Origin of the sequence: Chryseobacterium indoltheticum (assembly GCF_003815915.1) — a bacterium.
GTDB classification, from domain to species: domain Bacteria; phylum Bacteroidota; class Bacteroidia; order Flavobacteriales; family Weeksellaceae; genus Chryseobacterium; species Chryseobacterium indoltheticum.
The window spans coordinates 664,682-686,667 of sequence record NZ_CP033929.1; the positions used below are offsets into that span (position 1 = coordinate 664,682).

General features: G+C 34.2%; 15 protein-coding genes. 10 read left to right on the plus strand and 5 right to left on the minus strand.

Annotation, left to right across the window (positions count from 1 at the left end):
• Positions 1–116: 116 nt before the first annotated feature.
• From rfbA to EG358_RS03145, 3 genes are all read right to left on the minus strand, one after another.
• Positions 117–980 carry a glucose-1-phosphate thymidylyltransferase RfbA gene (rfbA, locus tag EG358_RS03135; RefSeq protein ID WP_076557341.1) on the minus strand — a complete coding sequence of 288 codons (864 nt, stop codon included), beginning with the start codon at positions 978–980 and terminating at the stop codon, positions 117–119.
• Positions 981–990: 10 nt separating this feature from the next.
• Entirely contained in the window at positions 991–2,070 is a 1,080-nt protein-coding gene (gene rfbB / locus EG358_RS03140; protein ID WP_076557343.1) for a dTDP-glucose 4,6-dehydratase, read from the minus strand.
• Between the two features lie 80 nt (positions 2,071–2,150).
• Positions 2,151–3,461, minus strand: coding sequence for a UDP-glucose dehydrogenase family protein (locus EG358_RS03145; protein ID WP_076557346.1), 1,311 nt, complete (start codon positions 3,459–3,461; stop codon positions 2,151–2,153).
• A gap of 287 nt (positions 3,462–3,748) precedes the next feature.
• Between EG358_RS03145 and rimP the strand changes: the two genes are divergently transcribed.
• The 6 genes from rimP (at position 3,749) to EG358_RS03175 (ending at position 14,085) form a co-directional block, all read left to right on the plus strand.
• The gene (rimP, locus tag EG358_RS03150) at positions 3,749–4,216 is read left to right on the plus strand and encodes a ribosome assembly cofactor RimP (RefSeq protein ID WP_076557348.1); all 468 of its coding nucleotides are present in this window, start codon (positions 3,749–3,751) and stop codon (positions 4,214–4,216) included.
• Positions 4,217–4,232: 16 nt separating this feature from the next.
• Positions 4,233–5,468, plus strand: a complete 1,236-nt coding sequence (nusA, locus tag EG358_RS03155; protein WP_076557350.1) for a transcription termination factor NusA — start codon at positions 4,233–4,235, stop codon at positions 5,466–5,468.
• A gap of 81 nt (positions 5,469–5,549) precedes the next feature.
• Entirely contained in the window at positions 5,550–8,555 is a 3,006-nt protein-coding gene (gene infB / locus EG358_RS03160; RefSeq protein WP_076557352.1) for a translation initiation factor IF-2, read from the plus strand.
• A gap of 300 nt (positions 8,556–8,855) precedes the next feature.
• Positions 8,856–11,678, plus strand: a complete 2,823-nt coding sequence (locus EG358_RS03165; RefSeq protein ID WP_076557354.1) for a SusC/RagA family TonB-linked outer membrane protein — start codon at positions 8,856–8,858, stop codon at positions 11,676–11,678.
• A gap of 44 nt (positions 11,679–11,722) precedes the next feature.
• Complete coding sequence (locus EG358_RS03170; protein ID WP_159436349.1) at positions 11,723–13,279, plus strand: RagB/SusD family nutrient uptake outer membrane protein; 1,557 nt, start codon at positions 11,723–11,725, stop codon at positions 13,277–13,279.
• Positions 13,280–13,350: 71 nt separating this feature from the next.
• Positions 13,351–14,085 (plus strand): hypothetical protein, encoded by a 735-nt coding sequence (locus EG358_RS03175; protein ID WP_123890003.1) that lies wholly within the window; start codon positions 13,351–13,353, stop codon positions 14,083–14,085.
• Between the two features lie 57 nt (positions 14,086–14,142).
• Here EG358_RS03175 and EG358_RS19795 read toward each other — a convergent pair whose 3' ends face one another.
• Together EG358_RS19795 and EG358_RS19800 are read right to left on the minus strand one after the other, a co-directional pair.
• Positions 14,143–14,292 carry a hypothetical protein gene (locus EG358_RS19795; protein WP_228421253.1) on the minus strand — a complete coding sequence of 50 codons (150 nt, stop codon included), beginning with the start codon at positions 14,290–14,292 and terminating at the stop codon, positions 14,143–14,145.
• Between the two features lie 499 nt (positions 14,293–14,791).
• The gene (locus EG358_RS19800) at positions 14,792–15,226 is read right to left on the minus strand and encodes a helix-turn-helix domain-containing protein (protein ID WP_076557361.1); all 435 of its coding nucleotides are present in this window, start codon (positions 15,224–15,226) and stop codon (positions 14,792–14,794) included.
• A 106-nt stretch (positions 15,227–15,332) separates the two neighbouring features.
• Between EG358_RS19800 and EG358_RS03185 the strand changes: the two genes are divergently transcribed.
• The 4 genes from EG358_RS03185 (at position 15,333) to EG358_RS03200 (ending at position 21,948) form a co-directional block, all read left to right on the plus strand.
• The gene (locus EG358_RS03185) at positions 15,333–15,992 is read left to right on the plus strand and encodes a hypothetical protein (RefSeq protein WP_076557363.1); all 660 of its coding nucleotides are present in this window, start codon (positions 15,333–15,335) and stop codon (positions 15,990–15,992) included.
• A 648-nt stretch (positions 15,993–16,640) separates the two neighbouring features.
• Positions 16,641–18,581 carry a putative porin gene (locus EG358_RS03190; protein WP_076557365.1) on the plus strand — a complete coding sequence of 647 codons (1,941 nt, stop codon included), beginning with the start codon at positions 16,641–16,643 and terminating at the stop codon, positions 18,579–18,581.
• A 12-nt stretch (positions 18,582–18,593) separates the two neighbouring features.
• Positions 18,594–20,180, plus strand: a complete 1,587-nt coding sequence (gene bshC, locus EG358_RS03195; protein ID WP_076557368.1) for a bacillithiol biosynthesis cysteine-adding enzyme BshC — start codon at positions 18,594–18,596, stop codon at positions 20,178–20,180.
• Positions 20,181–20,253: 73 nt separating this feature from the next.
• Entirely contained in the window at positions 20,254–21,948 is a 1,695-nt protein-coding gene (locus tag EG358_RS03200; RefSeq protein ID WP_228421254.1) for a LysM peptidoglycan-binding domain-containing protein, read from the plus strand.
• Positions 21,949–21,986 lie beyond the last annotated feature (38 nt).

A 21,986-nucleotide genomic window follows, 5' to 3' on the forward strand; every position in this document is an offset into this window, starting at 1 on the left:
TGTTGAATTTCTCGTCTTGTTCAGGCAAAAGCAGAGCTAATATATTAATAATTATTTCTTTAAACAAAAAAGCTACTGATCTCAAACCAATAGCTTTGTATATTTTATGTTATTTTTTATTTAGTCACAAGCTTTTTCAGGTATTCACCATATCCGCTTTTACCATATTTGGTGGCTGTTTCCAGAAGTTTTTCTTCGTTGATGAATCCGTTTCTGAAAGCAATTTCTTCAATACATCCAATTTTGAAACCTTGTCTTTTTTCGATAACGCTTACAAATTCTGAAGCATCATTTAGAGAATCAAAAGTTCCGGTATCAAGCCATGCTGTGCCTCTGTCTAAAACACCCACTTCCAGTTTTCCTTTACTTAGATAAACATTATTTACATCGGTGATTTCTAACTCGCCTCTTGGGGAAGGCTGAATGTTTTTGGCAATTTCTACAACTTCGTTATCATAAAAATATAATCCAGGAACTGCATAATTTGATTTTGGTTTTAAGGGTTTTTCTTCGATAGAAACGGCTTTAAAGTCATTGTCAAATTCTACTACACCATATCTTTCGGGATCTGAAACATGATACGCGAAAACGACACCTCCATCCGGATTTGTTTTATTTTTCAGCAAAGTTCCCATTTCTGAACCGTAAAAAATATTGTCTCCTAAAACCAAAGCCACAGAATCTTCACCAACAAATTGATCTCCAAGAATAAAAGCCTGTGCAAGACCATCCGGACTTGGTTGTACCACATATTCGATATTACAGCCAATTTGTGAACCGTCACCCAAAAGCTTGATAAATCCTGCTTGGTCATGAGGAGTTGTGATAATCAGAATATCCTTAATCCCAGCTAAAAGCAACGTAGAAAGAGGATAATAAATCATCGGTTTATCATAAACTGGCATCAGTTGCTTGCTTACAGCAATGGTAAGAGGGTAAAGTCTTGTTCCGGAACCTCCGGCTAAAATAATACCTTTCATCTTGTGTGTTTTAATTATATTGCTTTTCGTAATATTTCTGGTAATCTCCGCTGGTTACGTTTTCAAGCCATTCTTTATTTTCCAAAAACCAGTCGATTGTTTTTCCTAATCCTTGTTCGAAAGTTACAGAAGGTTTCCAGCCCAGCTCATTGCTCAGTTTTGTAGCATCAATTGCATAGCGTTTGTCGTGACCTGGTCTGTCTTTTACATAAGTGATCAGTTTTTCAGAATGACCAGCCGGATTTCCAAGCTTTTCATCCATTTGTTTGATCAATTCTTTTACCAAATCGATATTCTGCCATTCGTTGAAGCCTCCGATATTGTAAGTTTCTCCTGTTTTAGCATCATTAAAAATCTGATGAATTGCTTTTGCATGATCGATTACGAATAGCCAGTCTCTTGTATACTTTCCGTCACCGTAGATTGGTAACGGTTTTTCATTAATAATATTCGAAATACAAAGCGGAATCAATTTCTCTGGAAAATGATTCGGTCCGTAATTGTTTGAACAGTTGGAAACAATAAATGGCATTCCATAGGTGTTTCCATACGCTCTTACTAAATGGTCTGAAGCAGCTTTTGAAGCCGAATAAGGAGATTGCGGATCATAAGAAGTGGTTTCTAAAAAAAATCCTGTTTCACCTAAACTCCCGTAAACTTCATCAGTAGAAACATGATAGAAAAGATTTGTTCTTTTTTCATTGGGGAATCTTCCGTGAGTGTGATCTGGGTTTAAAGTCCAGAATTCTTTGCAAAGATTCAAAAGATTGGCAGTTCCGTTTACGTTGGTATTAATAAAGGCCATCGGATCTGTAATGCTTCTGTCTACATGACTTTCAGCAGCTAAATGTATCACTGCATCCGGATTATATTTTTCAAAAACCTTTCTTAGTTCTTCTGGTTTTGTGATATCTGCTTTCTCGAAAACATAATTAGGCTCATTTTCGATATCTTTTAAGTTCTCAAGATTTCCGGCATACGTTAAAGCATCCAAATTGATGATCGTAGAATCCGGATTATTTTTTACAAATTCCCTTACAACGTGTGAACCAATAAATCCTGCTCCGCCGGTGATGATGATGTTTTTCATATTGATAATATGCGTTTAACCAAAGTTTTTAGCTTTTGGTATTCTTTTATATTTGAGTCTTTTTACTTTTTCCTTGGTTTTTATTGAATAGTTTTTCTTCCGATACTCTTATAATAGAAGCCATTTTGTTCAGGAACTTCCAGCGGATACATATTTCTTCCGTCAAAAATAGCTTTATTATTCATTTTTTTAGCCATCATTTCAAAGTTAGGATTTTTGAATTCTGGCCATTCAGTAGCAATAAATAATGCATCTGCTTTTTCTAAAGCGTCATACATTGTTTTTGCATAAGATATTTTGTCCCCTAATAATTTTCTTACATTTTCTTCAGCAATAAGATCGTAAGCAACAATTTTTGCTCCTTTTTGAAGAAGTAGATTGATGTTATCTAATGAAGAGGCTTCTCTAATGTCGTCTGTATTTGCTTTAAAAGCCAATCCCCACATTGCGATCGTTTTGCCTTCAAGATTTCCTTCGAAATATTTTTCAATTTCAGAAACCAAAATTACTTTTTGTGAAATATTGACATTTTCTGTCGCTTCCAATATCTGGAAGTTAAAATCATCGTCTTTACCAGATTTTATTAAAGCTTTAACGTCTTTAGGGAAACAACTTCCGCCGTAACCTATTCCAGGAAACAAGAAACGGTGACCGATTCTGTCGTCACTTCCCATTCCCAATCTTACTTTATCTACATCTGCGCCTACTTTTTCACAGTAATTGGCAATTTCATTCATAAACGTAATTTTTACAGCTAAGAATGAGTTGGATGCATATTTTGTAAGCTCTGAAGACTTCTCATCCATAAAAATAATAGGAATCCCGGTATTAGTAAATGGCTGATAAATTTTTGCCATGATTTCTTTAGCCTTTTCGGAGCTCGATCCTACAACTACTCTCGCTGGGTTCATAGAGTCTTCCACTGCAAAGCCCTCACGTAAAAACTCAGGATTTGAAACCACATCAAAATCAATGGTTGTCTTCGCAGCAATGGTTTCTCTTACTTTGTCGGCTGTTCCTACAGGAACGGTGCTTTTATTAACGACAACTTTATATTCAGTCATGAGTTCGCCAATATTGTTGGCAACTTTCAAAACGTAAGATAAATCTGCCGAACCGTCTTCTCCGGGTGGAGTGGGAAGAGCAAGATAAACAACTTCACTTTTGTCTAAAGCTTCTTTAAGATTCGTTGTGAAAAATAATCTTTCAGATTGAATATTTCTAAGAAACATTTCTTCAAGATTGGGCTCGTAAATAGGCACGATGCCATTTTTCATCCCCTCTACTTTTTTTTCATCAATGTCAACACAATAAACCGAATTGCCAAGTTCTGCAAGGGTAGTTCCTGTAACCAAACCTACATAGCCTGTTCCTACTATCGTTATATTCAAAATGTATGTTTTATATAAATTCCTGACAAAAATACTAAAAATTGTTTCACGGTCTTTTTTTAATAACGATAACTTATTAAAGGCTACGGATCAGTAGAAGTTTGTAATAGCGATTTATGGATGTATAATAACGCTATATTTAGTATGAATTCTTATTCTATTGATTATGAAGTGTATTTGTGTATTTTATAAAATTGTCATATCTTTGCAGGAGATTAACGGAAAAAATGGAAAGGCTTCTAAGAGAAAGCCTTTTTTCGTACTGTTAAATCAGGATTATATATTATATGGAGTTTAGAAAAAATATTGAAACATTATTAAATGATTTCCTTCAGACGAGAGAAGATCTGTTTCTTATTGATTTGAAGTTTTCCGCAGGAGACGATATTACAGTGATCTTAGACGGTGATAATGGTGTTTCTGTGCAGGATTGTTTAGATGCAAGCCGCGCAATAGAATTTAATATGGATCGTGAAGAGCACGATTTCAGTCTGCAGGTAATGTCTGCAGGATTAAGCGAGCCGCTTTCAATCCCAAGACAGTTTCATAAAAATATCGGAAGAGAGATCGAAGTTTTATTAAATGATTCTTCAGAAATCGAGGGTGAGCTTGCAAAAGTAGACGAAGAGAAAATCACTCTTGTACTGCGTTACCGCAAACCGAAAGAAGTAGGTAAAGGTAAAGTAGACGTAGAGGAGGAAAAAGAAATTCCTTACTCTGACATAAAAAAAGCTTTGGTAGTACTTAAATTTTAAAAGAAAAAAAAGATAAATGGATAATATAGCGTTGATTGAATCCTTTGGTGATTTTAAAGACGAAAAGGGGATCAGTAAAATCGATCTTATGGCGATCATTGAAGATTCTCTAAAAACTTTGTTGAGAAAAAGATTTGATTCTGATGATCATTTTGATGTAATTGTAAACCCTGATAAAGGTGACTTTCAGATTTTCTTAAATAAAACCATCGTTGAAGACGAAATGTCTGAAGATGATGATCTAGAAATTGAAATCACTGAAGCTAAAAAAATAGATCCAACTTTTGAAGTTGGTGAAGATTTTACCATGGAAATTCCGGTAGCACAGTTAGGAAGAAGAAATATTTTGACGCTGAAGCAGATTTTAGCAACAAAATTGCAGGAGCATAACAATGCAATGTTATATGATCAGTTCAGAGACAGAATCGGGGAAATTGTAATTGGAGAAATTCACCACATCCGTCACAAACACGTGATCTTGTTGGATGATGAAGGAAACGAATTTATCTTGCCTAAAGAAAACCAAATTCCATCAGACTTCTTCAAAAAAGGAGAAAATATCAGAGCAATCGTTGAAACGGTTGATTTTAAAGGTTCAAAACCTCAAATTATCATTTCAAGAACGGCTCCGAAATTTTTAGAGAAGTTATTAGAATTAGAAATTCCTGAAATTCAGGACGGAACAATCATCCTTAAAAAAGCGGTGAGAATTCCTGGTGAAAAAGCGAAAATAGCAGTTGACGCTTACGACGACAGAATAGATCCTGTAGGAGCTTGCGTTGGGGTGAAAGGTTCTAGAATTCACGGTGTTGTAAGAGAATTAAGAAACGAAAATATAGATGTAATCCAGTGGTCAAAAAACCCTGAGATTATGGTGAAGAGAGCTTTAGGAAATGTTACCATCAATAAAATTGACATCAACGAAGAGACAAACTATGCATTGGTTTATACTCCGGTTGAAGAGATTTCTAAAGTAATAGGTAAGCAAGGGCAAAACATCAGATTGGCTTCTTGGCTTTCCGGGTACGAGATCGACGTGTTCAGAGAGGCTAGCGAAGATGATGATGTAGACTTGAGAGAATTCAATGACGATATTGAACAGTGGATTTTGGATGAGTTTAAGAAAGTAGGTCTTACAACTGCAAAATCTGTCTTGGATAAAGATACGGCAAGTCTTTTGAATATGGTAGACTTAGAAGAGGAAACCATTGACGATGTGAAGCGTATTTTGAAAGAAGAATTTGAAGATTAATATTTAGAAATAAATTTTAATAAACAGTAAAAAAGAATACTTTAATTTTAAGAATTAAAAAAAAAACAGTAAATAATATAGATGCCAAAAATAAGATTAAATAAAGCGGTTAAGGAATTTAACATATCGATGTCTAGGCTGGTAGAGTTTTTACAGTCTAAGGATATTGTGGTTGAAAACAATCCTAACGCTCAATTAGAAGAAGCGGCATATTCTGCATTGGAAGCTGAGTTTGCCAAAGACGGCGAGCAACGTAAAGCTTCCCATGAGGTGGTTATTTCTAAAGTTCCGGAAGAAAAACTGGAAATGGAAGAAAAGAAAGCACCTGAAGTAATAAGAGCTAAAGCTAATACAAAACCAGAAACCAGAATTTTAGGTAAAATTGATCTTGAACCTAAAAAAGCTGAATCTGTTGCAGAAGAACCAACTCCTGCACCAGCTGCGCCTGTAGAGGAAAAGAAAGAAGAGAAAGTAGAAGTGAAGGAGATAAAAGAAGAGGTAAAAGCTGCTAAAGAAGAAGTTGCACCGGTTTCTGAAGTAAAAGCAACTCCTGAAAAACAAGAATTCAAGGTTTTGGATAAAATTGATCTTTCTCAAATAGAAGGAAACAGAAACAGACCTGCAAAAAAAGATAAACCTAAAACAGAAGTGGCAAAAGCAGAAGCAAAACCTGCCGAGCCTGTTAAAGAAACACCAAAACCGGCTGAAAAGCCTGTCGCTAAAGTGGAAGAAAAAAAGCCTGAATCTACTAATGAGGAATCTCAGGAACCTCAGAAAATAGAAACTGTTTATCAAAAGCTTGATGGTCCTAAGATCGTTGGTGAAAAAATTGACTTAACTCAATTTGCGCCAAAACCAAACTCAGGAGCTAAAAAGAAGAGAAAAAGAATTGAAAAACCGGGTGGTCCTAACCAGAATACTGGGAATAACCAACAAGGCGGAAATAATCAAGGTGGACAAAATCGTCCTCAAGGTCAAAATGGCCCAGGTGGAAATCGTCCTCCAGGACAAGGTGGCCCTCAAGGAAACAGACCTCCGGGACAAGGTGGTCAAAACCGTCCGGGTGGCCCAGTTGGAAACAGGCCACCAGGACAAGGCGGACAAAACCGTCCGGGTGGACAAGGTGGTGGAAACCGTTTCGGAAACAACAGACCAGGACAGAGAACTATGCCTGTTGAGTTAACCGATGAGCAGGTTAAAAACCAAATCAAGGAAACCCTTGAAAAACTTACAAATAAAGGAGGTAAGTCTAAATCTTCTAAACACAGAAAAGACAAAAGAAGTTACCGTAGAGAGCAAGACGAGCGTCAGCAAGAAATTGATGCTGCAGACAGAACATTAAAAGTGACCGAATTCATCACAGTTGGTGAATTGGCAAGCTTAATGAATGTTTCTCCTACAGAAGTAATCTCTGCGTGTTTCTCTTTAGGAGTAATGGTTACCATGAACCAAAGATTAGAAGCTGATACATTGTTATTGGTAGCTGATGAATTTGGATTTAAAATTGAATTCTCAGATGCTGATCTTGAAGATACAGATTCTGAAGATGATATCGATACAGAAGAAAGCCTTGTTTCAAGAGCACCGATCGTAACGGTAATGGGGCACGTTGACCACGGTAAAACTTCATTATTGGATTACATCAGAAAAACTAACGTTATTGCAGGTGAATCTGGTGGAATTACCCAGCACATCGGAGCTTACAATGTGAAATTGGAAAATGGTCAGAGAATTACATTCCTAGATACACCAGGTCACGAAGCCTTTACGGCGATGAGAGCAAGAGGTGCACAGGTTACCGATATTGCAATTATTGTTATTGCTGCGGATGATGATGTAATGCCTCAGACGAAAGAAGCGATTTCTCACGCACAAGCTGCAGGTGTACCAATGATTATTGCAATCAACAAGGTAGATAAGCCAAATGCAAACCCAGACAATATCCGTCAACAGCTTTCAGCAATGAATATTTTGGTTGAAGAATGGGGTGGAAATGTTCAGGCGCAAGAAATTTCAGCTAAGATGGGTAACAATATGGATGTCCTGTTAGAGAAAGTATTGCTTCAGGCAGAAATGCTTGAGCTGAAAGCTAATCCGGCACGTTCTGCACAAGGTGTTGTTATTGAAGCTTCCTTAGATAAAGGTAGAGGTTATGTTGCAACGATGTTGGTACAGACCGGAACTTTAAAAGTGGGAGACTATGTAGTGGCAGGTAAGAATCACGGTAAAGTAAAAGCTTTGCTTGATGAAAGAGGGAAAAACCTTGAAGAAGCAGGTCCTTCAATTCCGGCAACGATTCTAGGTCTTGACGGAGCGCCAACAGCAGGTGATAAATTCAGAGTTTATGCTGACGAAAGTGAAGGTAAAACAATCGCTAACAAGAGAGAGCAGTTACAAAGAGAACTTTCTATCAGAACTAAGAAACATACAACCCTTGAAGAATTGGGTAGACGTATTGCTTTAGGTGATTTCAAAGAATTAAACATTATCCTTAAAGGTGACGTGGATGGTTCTGTGGAAGCACTTTCTGATCAGTTACAAAGATTATCAACAGAAGAAATCAGTATCAATATTCTTCACTCAGGTGTAGGACAGATTACTGAATCTGATATCAACTTGGCGGCAGCTTCAGATGCGATTATTATCGGATTTAATGTAAGAGCCGGAGCAAACGCCAAAGATCTTGCAGACCGTGAAGAAATCGAAATCAGAACGTATTCTGTAATCTATAAAGCTATCGATGAAGTGAAAGAAGCGATGGAGGGAATGCTTTCTCCGGAGATTCAGGAGCAGGTTATTGGTAATGTTGAAATCCGTGAGGTATTCAAAATTTCAAAAGTCGGAACTATCGCAGGTTGTATGGTTCTTACCGGAAAAGTAACAAGACAATCGAAAGTAAGATTACTAAGAGATGGTATCGTGAAATTCGACGGTGAACTTGAAAGTTTAAAGCGTTTCAAAGACGACGTAAAAGAAGTTACGAAAGGCTACGAATGCGGACTAAACCTTAAAGGTTACAACGACATCGAGCAAAATGATATTCTTGAAGTGTATGAAGAGGTTGCTGTGAAGAAGAAATTGAAGTAATTGATTTATAAATAATTAAATACCATTCCATGAGAATGGTATTTTTTTGTTAAAAAATAATTATTTATAATTATTCTAAATAATTATTTTTGTTTTATATAAAATTTTATAAAAATATATTACTGACGTAAATTGTTTTGTTTTTAACGGTTTTTGCTAATTTTTATTAGTAGATTTTAATTAATTATGTGCTTTTGTAGTATATCAAATAAAAAAAAAACATTTATATAAGTTAAAAATTTGCATATGTTAATATTTATTAACATATTTGCTCATTAAAAATATTAAAATTTTGTTAATATGAATGTTAAATTACGTGTATTAAGTGCCGGGGCATTGTTTTTTTTAGGACAAGCAGTGTATGCACAAAACACTGGTCGGGATACTCTTGATCGAGAGACTCAAATAGAGGTTGTAACACTTAGTGGTTATCGACCAACGACAGAAAAGACAACAACGTCAGCAGTGTCTAAAGTTGATGAAAAAACTATTGAAAACAGGCCAAATTCAAACGTCTTGAATACGGTTCAGGGACAGTTAGCTGGTGTTAATATTGCTACAGGTTCAGGACAGCCTGGAGCAAAGCCTACAGTGATTATCAGAGGAGTTGGTACGCTGAACGGTAATACTGATCCATTGTATGTTATTGATGGTTTTCCTTCAAATAGTGATTCGTTCCGAACACTGAACTCTAATGATATTGCTTCAATGGAAGTACTCAAGGATGCTTCTGCAATTTCTGAATATGGAGCGAGAGGGGCTAATGGAGTTATTGTTATAAAAACAAAATCAGGTAGATATAATCAAGGGTTGAAATTCAGATACTCAGCCAACTTCTTGGTGTCATCATTGCAGGATAATAAGTATAATTATGCAGACTCTCGACAATTACTAACCTTGGAGAAAAGGTATGGTATAGGTAGAGGTTTTGGACTTAGTGATGATGAAATTAATAATTATAGTATTAATACAGATTGGAGAAAAGTTTTTTTTCAGACAGCAATTGGCCAAAGTCATGATTTTTCTGTTACTAGTGGTGGGGAAAATATAAACTCATATACTTCTGTAGGATATTTAGATCAAGAAGGAGTTTTAAGAAGTACTGGTTTAAAGAGATTCTCTTTAAGAAATAATATTAATGGTAAATCTAATAATAATAGATTTAACTATTCAATAAATTCAGGAATTGCATACTCGAAAAATAATTTGGCAACCAATTTAGGCACAGGTGGTGTTAATCAGAATTATGTATTGGGCGCAATGAGTGCGGTTCCATACGTATCGCCTAGTGAATATCAGAATTATCAGCAATTATATGATTTATATGATTCAGATGGTACATTGCTGTACACCCCGCTAATGCTAATGGATAAGCTTCGAAATTTTGAAACAAGTTTAGGGGAAGCAAGAGTTGATTTAGCAACACAGGCATCTTACAAGATTTCAGATGATTTTACGGCGATGGTAAGAACTTCAGGGCAGTTCCTTAACCAGAGCCAGCTACAGGCTGAATATCCTCATTCATTTAATGCTTTGCTGTTTTTAGGGAATAACCAATTTGGCGGTTCTGAAACAAATAGTGTATCTAGACAGTTTCTATTTAATAATTTGTATCAACTACGATACAATAAGAAGTTTTTAGAAAAACATACTATAGGAGTAGCTGCGAATGGAGAGTATAATTTTTCTCAACTAGATTTTAATTCCATCAGAAGAAATGGATTAGATCCAAAAACATATGTGCCTGGTGCAGGTACAGGTTATGTGTCTGATACATCTACAGATGATGTATACGTTCCGGTTACCAGCAATTATATGTTAAGATATAATATGATCTCATATTTTGGATCGTTAGACTATGACTATGACAAGACCTTTGGGCTTTCAGGAACAATTCGTACGGATGGAACAAGTAGATTTGATACTGGAAGACAATGGGGTACGTTTTGGTCAGTTGGTGCAAGAGTTAATTTTGAATCTATGTTAGGTAATTCAAATATTAGCCTGCTAAAACTTAGAGGTTCTTATGGTACAGTAGGGAATCAGAGAATTGTTGATGGATCTGTATTTGATGGAATTAACCCGCCTTTATTTTATGATGTTTATGGAGTCGGTAATAACGTATATGGTCCAAATAGGGGGTACTCTATTCAATTTGGTTATCCCGAATTAAGATGGGAAACAACAAAAATTGCTGATATAGGAGTTGATTTTGATTTCTTCAAAAGATTATCGGGTTCATTAGAAGTTTATAATAAGAAAACTGAAGATCAATTTATTGACGTGCCTGTATCATCTCTTGTTGGAACAAGCTCTATCAGACAAAATTCTACAGCAGATGTTACCAACAAAGGGATTGAGCTGAATCTGAAATATGATATTATTAAAGGGACTAACTTCCAATTCTCAGTTAGAGGGAATGGAGCCTATAATAACCAAAAGGTTAGTGGTATTCCTGGTTTAGGTGAGATCAAATCTGGAAATTATAATACTGCTAATGGAGGGAAAATCAGCGAATTTTTCGTATACAGATATGCTGGGGTTAACCAGGGTAATGGAAATCTTTTATTCTATGATGTGAACGGAGGTCTTACGGAAAGCCCAACAGATAATGATCGTGTACTTACTGGTAAAAACTTTTTACCTGAATATCAGGGAGGTTTTGGATTTGATATAAGCTACAAAGGATTATATGCAAGTACAACATTTACATATGTTGCTAATATCTATCGTTTTGATTTTGATTACGGAGGATTAATGGATCCTACAAGTTTAGGATCATTTAATGCTAGTACAGATCTATTAAATGCTTGGACTCCTACAAATACCAATACAACAGTACCTTCTTTAACAGCTGCAAACATAGGTTTAGATGGAAATTCAGATAGATTTATTGTAGATGCTTCTTATTTAAGACTAAGGAATGTTCAGTTAGGATACAATTTACCTCAAAGTTTACTGCAGGGGACATTTATGAATAGCTTAGCTGTATATGTTCAAGGTGAAAACTTAGTTACATTCTCAAAATGGAGAGGCTGGGACCCTGAAAGTAATAGAGCCGGAGACCAGTATCAATATCCGACACCCAGAATTTTCACATTAGGGTTAGATGTTAAATTTTAAATTTATTGATAATTATGAAAAAATCTTTTTTAAAAATATTTTTTGTGACGGGGCTTTTTTTAGTCGCATCATGTAGTGAAGATCTCTTAGAACCATATAATCCCGGGTCATTGACTCAAGATGAAGCATTAACAAATGTGTCTGATTTAACATTGATGGTTAATGGGGCATATGCTAATATGAATTCTAGATCTGAGTCAGAGTTTGTATCTATATTTACAGATGAAGTAGGAATTGGTTTTGCAAATGGTGGCCAAGGGTTATCTGCTGAATGGATTTTTCAGATGATTCCTAATTCAAATTTACCAACTGCAATATGGACTCAAAGCTATGCTTCTTTAGCAAGGGCAAATAGAGTTATATTATATGCGGATAAAGTTACAGTAGGTACAGGAACAGGAGAAACTGAAACTGATAGAAAAAAAGCTTTAGCTCAAGCTTATGCTTTGAGAGCGTATAATCATCTTAGAATTTTAGCTTATTTTTCAACTAATCCAAAAGATGATTCGGCTTTAGCAGGTATTCTTTCTACTAGAATATATGCGTATGACGAACCTGGACAGCAAAGAACAACAAATGGTGAATTCTATAAATTAATTTTCGAAGATCTTGATAAGTCAATTGATCTTTATAATCAAATAGGAGCAGGTTTATCTGCGGCAGATAAGTTACAGGCCAATAAGTTTTTCGCAATGGGTCTTAAGGCCAGAGCTTATGCTTACAGAGGGGATTATCCAAATGCCTTAATTTGGGCTAATAATGTTATCGCACAATCAGGAGCAGTATTAGCTACAAAAGCTCAATACAGAAATACATTCTTTACTGATACTGATGTAACTGAAGTACTCTTCAAACTAAAAAGAAATGCTATTAGTAATAGCCAAGGTTACAATCTTCACAATGCGTGGTGTAGTGTAAGACCTCGTCTTACAGGTTCTCCAATTTATGAAGTAGGAAGATCACTACATAATCGTTTGAACCCTAGCAATCTTGATCCTGCTACTTTATCAACTACTGTTGCGGATGTTAGAGCAAATGTGCTTATTGCACCATCTTCAATACTTGCTGCGAATTATGTTAACACGCAAGATTATAGAAATGATGATATTATTGTTATCAACAAGCATGGTGGAGTAGCGACAGGAGCCACAACACCTGCGGTTACTTCGTCTAATGGTTTTAATAATGATATCAAAATAATGAGACTTTCTGAAATGTATCTTATAAGAGCTGAAGCTCTGGTAGCTGCAAATAACAGACCTGGAGCCGCAGCTGCTATAAAAGTAATCAGAGATGCACGATACGGATCGGCTCAAATATTACCAACTTATGCAACTGCAACAGATGCATGGGCGGCTATTTTGAATGAAAGAAGACTAGAGTTTGCTTTCGAAGGGTATAGATTCTTAGATTTGAAAAGATTAGGTACTTTAGCTAACGTAGGTATTGATAGAGATGCGGCTGATTATTCATCTGCTTCGGCAAACTTTCCTGCAGCAAACCCTGTTAATCTTCCATTGAATAGTTATAAATGGGCTCTTCCTATTCCTCAGGCAGAGATAAATGCTAATCCAAACATTACTCAGAATCCTGGGTATTAATTTTAATAGTAATAAAAATGAAAAGTATATTTAATTATTTTACAGCTTCTATACTTGCGATTACTGCATTAGTGTCTTGTAGTGTAGAAGATAGAGCGACAGAAGATACAAATGTATTCTTTGAAAATGTAAGTTATCCAAGAACAGTTAGTTCGACAGTTACTTATGTTGATGTTGATGTACCCTATAAATTGACCATCCCGGCAGAAGGAAATCACGAAGTAAATTTTACTTTTGAACCAAGTTTGTCTAATACAGTACAGGGTACAGATTTTCAAATTTTAGGAAGTAGCCAGATTACAGGAGGTCAATCAGAAGGTGTTGTGAAATTAAGATTGTTTTCAGCGCCTGCATCACCACAAGGTAAAATTGCTGCATTTAAAATTAGCTCCCCTACATTACCAAATGTACTAGATAAACAAATTGCAACTGTACAAATTACTAAAACATGTCCGATCAGTACATTTTTTGGAAGTTTCAATTATGTAAGTGGATGGTTTGGAACACCTGGAGATACTTATCAAGTTGTGCAGGATCCTACAAATCCAAATGGATTGCTCATTAAAAACTTTTTAAATAGTGGGGATTTACCATTAACTTATGATCCAATTTCGTATCAGATTACTGTTCCTACAATGGCAACAGGATATACAGATCCAACTTACGGACCAGTGACTATAAGACCAGCATTAGATGGTTCTAAATCTCAATTTAATACATGTAATAGAACTATTGATCTAAGAGTTTCTTATATAGTATCTGCCGGATCTTTTGGTAATTACACTGAAAAATTCCAAGGGAATTAGATTTAATTATGTCCCGTCCTGAAAATCCGATACAGATTATAGGTCAAAAATAATTAATTAAACCAAAGCAAAACCATTTTTGCTTTGGTTTTTTGTTTTGTAGGTTTTCATTTTCAATACGGATTGTTCGTGCATTTGGTTTGGAGTTAAATAATGATTGGAAAAATGAGGACGCAATTCGTTCGTTGTAAATTTCAATAGATTCATTCACGATTTTTCTTCTTAATGGAGTTTCAAAATCCCATTTATCCTTTCTGTAACAGCATTTTCATACGGATCTGAGTTTTTGTCATACTGCATTTTATATGGTTTTTCTCTAAATCTTTTGATATTCATTCGAACAGTATTGTAAGCCTCCGTCTGAAATCGAAGATTCGACGTAGACAATGATGAATCAACGATTCCAAATTCACTTTTAATTTCTATAAGCTTTCTTTAAGGCGATCAAACTGCTTTCCGTATTCAAATTGTCTGCAACGTAAATGATTAACCTGCAAAATATCAGAGAACTTCTCTGCCAATACTCAATGATTTAAAGGTTCTTTTAACATAAAATACAATTTCTTACCGCCAATCTTTGGCTGCATCATCCGTTTTTCTTCAACCAGGGCTAATACTTGCTGGGCTTTACTGATACGCACAGTGCTGCGCTGTAAACTTCGATAATAGACTTGTCTATCCAATCCGGACAATCCACAGGTAAAAATTAAGGTTTCTTTTTCTGTTCTGCGGAAGCTATTGATTGTGCGGATGCGGAGTTTTTTCGGATGTCAATTTGATATTCGCTTTCCGCCAAATCGATCATCATATCGAAGAAAATTGCCTTTTTATCGGCAATGTAGGCTTGTCTTTCAAGTAATGCTTTTTGTTTTGCGAGCAATTTTACTTCAGCCTCCAATTCCATAATTCTTTGTTCAGGAGTTTTTTGCATAGAATTCGGTGTTTGATTGTCCCAATCAAAGTTACCATATTTTCTAAGCCAAGTCACAATTGTCGATCGGGATTGTATACCATATTTCTTGCAACATTCTGTAATCCCTAAATTACCTGATTCAATTTCTTTTACAATCTGAAGTTTTAGACTCAAACTGTAATCTTTCTGCGTGCGCTTAACATAAAGCGTCTCTAATTGTTCTTTCATAACGATTCTTTTTTTTTATCGCTATTTCAGGACTAGACAATTAAATAAATAAAAAAAAACAACTCATTTTGAGTGTTTTTTTTTATATTTACTATAAAAATAAAAAATGGAAAAAATAATATTTTCATGTTTAGTACTTATTTTTACTAATACATTCGCACAAGGTACTGTAGGAACTCCTACAACAGAAGGTTTTTTAGAGAAAGTTTTTATTAATGGTTTAGGGACTTCTTATAAATATGAAGAAATTAGTGGAAGTGCATATATAAATAAAAATTTCCAAACATCTATTATAGCAAAAGATTATGCTCCCATAGAGGCTAGATATAATACATATGCTGATCAGATTGAATTTCAACAGAATAATAATATATATATATTACCGAAAGAAGATAAGTTTTCGAGGATTAAATTTTCTAAGTCTAATGAAATTTTAGTGCTTTTAACAATAAATGAAAAACTCGGTTATTTTTTTGAATTATATAAAGCCGATTCCAGATCGTTACTAAAAAAAGTATCTACAAAAGTAAATGTTCCAGAAAAAAGTAAAAATTCTTATGCATCCGATGATACTAGTCCATCTTTTGTAACTACAAATACTTATTTTATTGGTATTGGTGAAAATTTTTTTGAAGTTCCAAATAAAAGAAAAAGAATCTACGATCTGTTTCCTGAAAAGAAAAAAGAACTGGAAAGTAAAGTGAAATTAAATAATATTGATATTAATTCAGATGCTGGTTTAATAAAATTATTAACATTCTTATAATGATTAGAGCTGTAGCAGACATGATACAGCTCTTTTTTATGTGATATTATAATTTATTCCTTTAATGTTTAGTATGAATAGTTGTAAAAACTACAATTCAAAGAAGTATTCTGTCTAGTAACAATTTGTTTGAAATGAGTCAATTTAAATTAATTAAGAGGTTATTGATTAATATACTAATCAGAAAATATTGATTGTTCGCTTCCTTATTGGTTGTTCCGTGGTTTTCATCTTTAGTTCAGACTGTATTTTATCTATAAAAAAATATTGCTTAAATTACCTCTCTTTCAAGATATTTCTGTAGCATCATATCATATTTCTATTAAAATAGTATTCTACTTTAATCTACCTAATGCCCTATATCTAAACGGTGGATTTACGAAAGAAGTCTTGTTCCATTTTTGATATCTATGTCAAAAATATTTATTAAACTTTTTTATATTATTTTTCAGTAAATAATCTATTTGTAAGTGTTTTTGATGTGGTATTTGTTTTAGTTTTCTCATCTTTTTGAAATTTTTATCATAAATAAGTCAATAAAAAACTTCGTTTCTAATAATTACGAATTTAATGATTACCAGTTTTTAAAATATTTGAGATACTTTGCTATAGTATTTATTTCCTATTTTTGCTGTACAAAAAATATTCATGAAATACCTTTTTCTAATCATATTTTTCCTTGCTTCTGTTACTAAAGCTCAGGTTATTGTCAATAAAACAGACTCTAACATGCTTGATAAAAAACTAAAAGACACCTTAGTTATAGATTCAGGGACAAAAGATTCTCTTAAAATTTTTAAGCCGACGATTAATGATTATCAGTATCAGACTCAGTTTTCTGAAAAGAAAATCTTTGATACGACGATGAGCTTTAATAAAACGTATATTTTTTCTCAGTATAATAACAGAGATAATTTTGGAAGAGTGCAGTTTGCAAATATCGGATCAGGATTCAATCCTTTATCTTATGAAGTGAATGCTGAGCAAAACCTTTCTCTATTGCCAACAAATAAATCGTACGGAATTTTAGGAATTAATGATATCAAATATTACGATGTCAAAACTCCTACGGCAACCTTTATTTATCATACCGCGATGAAGAACGGTGCGGCTTTGCAGTCAACATATACGCAGAATATAGGGAAACGATTCAATTTTGCTTTAGATTATATGGGACTTCGTTCTCAAGGATTTTACAGAAATTCATTGTCAGCAAATAATAATACTTTGTTTTCAGGACATTATACTTCCAAAAGCGGGGATTATGAATTATTTGCTCATTACCTTCATCAGAATGTAAATAATCAGGAGAATGGAGGAATTGTCAATGATGATCTGTTTCAGTCAGGAGATAGCGAGTTTAGAAATCGTGATAGAGCTTTAGTGAATTTGGCCTCATCCAGTTCGCAGTATTCTTACCGAAGATATTATCTGAGTCATCAGTTTACTCCTTTTAATGCTGAAAAATTTCCTTTTAGAATTCGACATACTATTTTTAATCAAGGGAATAAATATTATTACAACCAAAGTAGTTTAGAACCATATTGGTACACTTCTGAATCAGAAATTGTAAATGGTTTTCCTCTTGCAACTAAAAAATACTCAAATAATTTTAGCAATACATTGAGTTTGGTTTTTGATAATGAGCGTTTCAAATTAGATGCCGGATTAAGGTATCAAATGCTGAAATTCGGAGTAGATCAAATTACATTGCCGACGCTTGAAATTCCTTCTGAAATGAAAGAAAACAGATTGGGCGCTGTCGGAAATCTACAGATCAAACTTTTCGATAAATTTCAGGTCAATTCATTTTTGGAAATTTCGAAAGGGAATCAGTTCGGAAATTATTTAAAGACGACAAACAATATCAAGTTTGAGCCAATTAAAGATTACTTTGTTAATGCAAAAGTAAATTTCCAAAGCTCATATCCGTCATTTAATTATCTTGCGAACGCTTCGGTATACAATAATTTTAATTATTTCCTTAGTGACGCAAAAAATCAGTCCGTAACAGAAATTGGAGGTAATGTCAATTTAAAATGGTTTCAAACTCAACTTTTTGCCAACTATTTCAGAATAGATAATTATACGTATTTTGATGCAGCTGCGATGCCAAGACAAAGCGCAAATTCTGTAAATATTTCTCAAATCGGAGGTGATGCTACATTCAGTTATGGCAAGTTTCATTTAAATACAAGAGTACAGTTTCAAAATGCTTTAACCAATAAAGAGTTGTTGCCAATGCCATCTTTTATCGGAAGAGCCAACTTTTTCTTTCAGTCTAAAGCATTCAAAAATGCAGCAGAAATTCAGGCTGGTTTAAAAGTGTATTATTTCTCAAAATTTGCGACACGAGAATACTTCCCGATTCTTAACGAATATATTTTGCCAAGCGCAGATTCTTTCTCAATCGGAGGACAGCCAATTGCCGATTTGTACGTCAATATGAAGGTAAAAAGAATGTTTTTCTTTATCGAAGGTCAGCAAATAGGAACGGTCGTTTCACCAAACAAATCATATGCATTCCCACATTATCCCGTCTATGATTTTAGACTGAATATCGGAATTTTATGGTATCTGTTCAACTAAAATTATATCAGGTTGAAAACAATAAATAAAATAGCATTCAGCGAAATTGAAAGTATTCCAAAACTTATAAAAGATTTCCTGAATCATGATATAGAAGGATTTGAAGCACATACTTTTTCACTTGAAAATTTTGCTCAGCAAATTCATTTAAAACAAAATTCGTTCACATTAGAAAAAAGAGAAATTCTATTTGAAACGATAAAATCACAACTTTCAGATTTTAAGTTGTCTTATAAACAGACAGAAAACTTAGAAAATCTTAAACATAAAAATACATTCACTATTACAACCGGGCATCAGTTAAATTTGTTTTCCGGGCCTGTTTTTTTTATATACAAAATTCTTCAGACGATAAAAACCTGTACGCATTTACAGCAGAATTTTCCTGATTTTAATTTTGTTCCGGTGTATTGGATGGCTTCTGAAGATCATGATTTTGCAGAAATCAATCATTTTAAAACAGAGAATAATTATTACGAAATCAACGAAAAGTCGGGCGGTGCAGTTGGAAAGATTTCTGTAAATGACACTTTTTTCATTTCTGAATTTGATAAAGAATTTAAAGATTCTGTTTTCGGAACTGAGTTGATTTTAATGCTGAAAGAAGCATATAAAAACGGAAATACTTTAACGAAGGCGATTCAGACTTTAGTCAACAGATTGTTTTCAGATTTAGGTTTGTTGATTGTAGATGGTGATTCAAAAGCGTTGAAGAATCAAATTAAAGATGTTTTTAAAGATGAGCTCGAGAATTTTAGCTTACATAAAAACTCAAAAGATAAAGTTGATTTTCTAACAGCTAAATACGGAAAAGTTCAGGTAAATCCGCGTGAAATTAATTTATTTTATCTTTCTGAAACTCGCGATAGAATAGATTTTGACGGCAAAAATTATATTGTTGTAGATAAAAATATTCAGTTCACGAAAGAAGAAATTCTAAATGAACTTGATAGTTTCCCAGAAAAATTTAGTCCAAATGCATTGATGCGTCCTGTTTATCAGGAAACAATTTTACCAAATCTCGCTTACATCGGCGGGAATGCTGAAATCATGTATTGGTTGGAACTGAAAGATTATTTTACTGAACTCAATTTGCCTTTTCCGATTTTAATACCTAGAAACTCAATGTTGTTTTTAAAAGAAAAGACATTAGGTAAAATTGAAAAACTGGATTTGAAAATAGATGATTTCTTCCAAAATTTCACAAAAATTACCAATGATAAGATTTTAGATAATAATGAAATTCTTAATTTGCTTAATGAAAAAGAAAATCTTCTGACGAAACAGTTTTTAGAATTGAAAAATGCAGCAGAGTCAACAGAAAAATCTTTTGGTAATTTGGTAGAAGCTGAAGAAACAAGGCAGCTGAAATCATTCGAAAGGATGAAAAAAAGACTTCTTCGTGCTGAAAAGATAAAACAAAATGAATTGTTGGAACGTTTAGAAAATCTGTTTTTAGATGTTCATCCGTCGAAGACATGGCAGGAAAGAATATATAATTTTTCTGTTCTTTTTGCGGATTTCGGATATTCCTGGATAGAATTTTGTCTGGAAGAAATGGTGGTAGAAGATTCAAAATTAATAATTGTTGCCATTTAATTTTAAAGAAGTATTTTTGTAAATTATAATATCGAAAATGATTAAGAGGTTTTTTGTACTATCTGGTTTATGTATGTTTCTTGGTTTAACTGCTCAGAAAACACACACGGTTATAAAAGGGGATACTCCCTACAATATTTCCAAAAAATACGGAATTACTGTAGACGAGCTGTTGAAGTGGAATCCTAAAGTTAAAGACGGAAAACTGGCGATTGGAGATGTGATTACCGTAAAAACGGGAACTGCAAATGCGGTTGCTACAAAAACGCCTGCTGCAAGCACTTCTTCGCAGACAGGAAAAATAATTCTTCAGCCTAAACAGACTGTTTACGGAATTACAAAACAGTACAGAATTTCTGAAACTGATTTGAGAAAGCTCAATCCAGAGCTTGATTCTCACATGAAAATCGGAGACGAAATCACTTTGCCTCTTGATAGTATCAAAAAATATGGTGGAAATCAGGCAGTAGCTACTACAGTGACAAAACCTATGGAGACTGTTACTGAAACTGCTCCGGTAAATAATAGCAAGACAAAAATGGATTCCGGAAACGAAAGATCTTCAGCCGGAAATTCTCACTCTAATCAGGATGAATACGCTACGTATACCGTTGAACAGGGCGATACCGTTTTTTCTATTGTAAACAAGTTTGGGATTTCAATTGATGAGTTAGTTGCATTAAACCCTGAACTATCAAAAGGTCTAAAAGCCGGAATGGTAATCAAAATCAGAAAGCTTGATGCGGCTTATATCAAAAAGAATGGTGATGCATTAAGTGTTGTTTTGATGCTTCCTTTCGGTTACAATACTGGCGAAACGCAATATCGAGCAATGGCAACTGATTTTCTTACCGGTGCAAAGTTAGCGATCGAAAGAAATGCTTCAAGCGGACAAAAATTAGATATAAAAATTGTTGATTCGGGTAACGAAGCGTCATTCAAAAGTTCTTTATCTCAAATCAATCCAAATAATACCGATTTGATTATCGGACCTTTCTTTAAGTCAAACGTAATTGATCTTTTAGATTTTACGAAGACTCAAAAAATTCCTGTAGTGGCGCCATTTGCAAACTCACCGGAATTATATAATTACAGCAACCTGATTATTGTTGAAACCAACGATCAAACGTATGCAGATAAAATTTCAGAGGAAGTGAAATCTGTATATTCTAATCAGAAAATTTATATTGTAGCAGATACTAAAAAAGAGAATGCTAATTATCTGAAGTCAAGTCTTGAGAAAAATCTTAAAAATGCTCAGATCACTGTTGTAAATGCAGCCTCAGAAATTCAGTTAGATCAAAATATGATGACAGGGCAATCTGCTCCGGTTATTGCAATTTTGGCGAGTGATAATGATACAGTAGGTGAAGCTTTTTCAAATAAAGTGATTGCTTTATCTAAAGAAGTTCAGGGTATAAAAGCGTTCAGTATGTATGCGGTTCCTAGTTTCGACAAAAAAGTCGACGAGTTGAGCCAGGCAAATTTGGTTTATCTGATGGATAGAAAAATTAATGCTGACGGAAATTTTGAAAAAGAAATCTTGGCTGCTTACAAATCAAAATACTGCAAAACTCCTGGCAAATATGCTGTGATTGGTTTTGATGTGGTAAATGATATGTTGACAAGAGAAAACAAAAAAGGAGAAATCTTTAAACAAATCAATAAAGTACAGACTCAGTTGGCTACTAAATTTGAATTTGTAAAATCTAAATCAAACGGAGCTTATGTAAATACAGGCTTCAGAGTGATCAGACTGGTTCCTTAAATTCTTTAAGGACTTTACTATTAAACTATATATTTTAA

Excerpts from the sequence above, each read along its gene's own strand:
- rfbA (WP_076557341.1), bottom strand. The coding sequence starts at position 980 with ATGAAAGGTATTATTTTAGCCGGAGGTTCCGGAACAAGACTTTACCCT.
- rfbB (WP_076557343.1), bottom strand. The coding sequence starts at position 2,070 with ATGAAAAACATCATCATCACCGGCGGAGCAGGATTTATTGGTTCACAC.
- rimP (WP_076557348.1), top strand. The coding sequence starts at position 3,749 with ATGGAGTTTAGAAAAAATATTGAAACATTATTAAATGATTTCCTTCAG.
- nusA (WP_076557350.1), top strand. The coding sequence starts at position 4,233 with ATGGATAATATAGCGTTGATTGAATCCTTTGGTGATTTTAAAGACGAA.
- infB (WP_076557352.1), top strand. The coding sequence starts at position 5,550 with ATGCCAAAAATAAGATTAAATAAAGCGGTTAAGGAATTTAACATATCG.
- EG358_RS03165 (WP_076557354.1), top strand. The coding sequence starts at position 8,856 with ATGAATGTTAAATTACGTGTATTAAGTGCCGGGGCATTGTTTTTTTTA.
- EG358_RS19795 (WP_228421253.1), bottom strand. The coding sequence starts at position 14,292 with ATGAATCTATTGAAATTTACAACGAACGAATTGCGTCCTCATTTTTCC.
- EG358_RS19800 (WP_076557361.1), bottom strand. The coding sequence starts at position 15,226 with ATGAAAGAACAATTAGAGACGCTTTATGTTAAGCGCACGCAGAAAGAT.
- EG358_RS03185 (WP_076557363.1), top strand. The coding sequence starts at position 15,333 with ATGGAAAAAATAATATTTTCATGTTTAGTACTTATTTTTACTAATACA.
- EG358_RS03190 (WP_076557365.1), top strand. The coding sequence starts at position 16,641 with ATGAAATACCTTTTTCTAATCATATTTTTCCTTGCTTCTGTTACTAAA.
- EG358_RS03200 (WP_228421254.1), top strand. The coding sequence starts at position 20,254 with ATGTTTCTTGGTTTAACTGCTCAGAAAACACACACGGTTATAAAAGGG.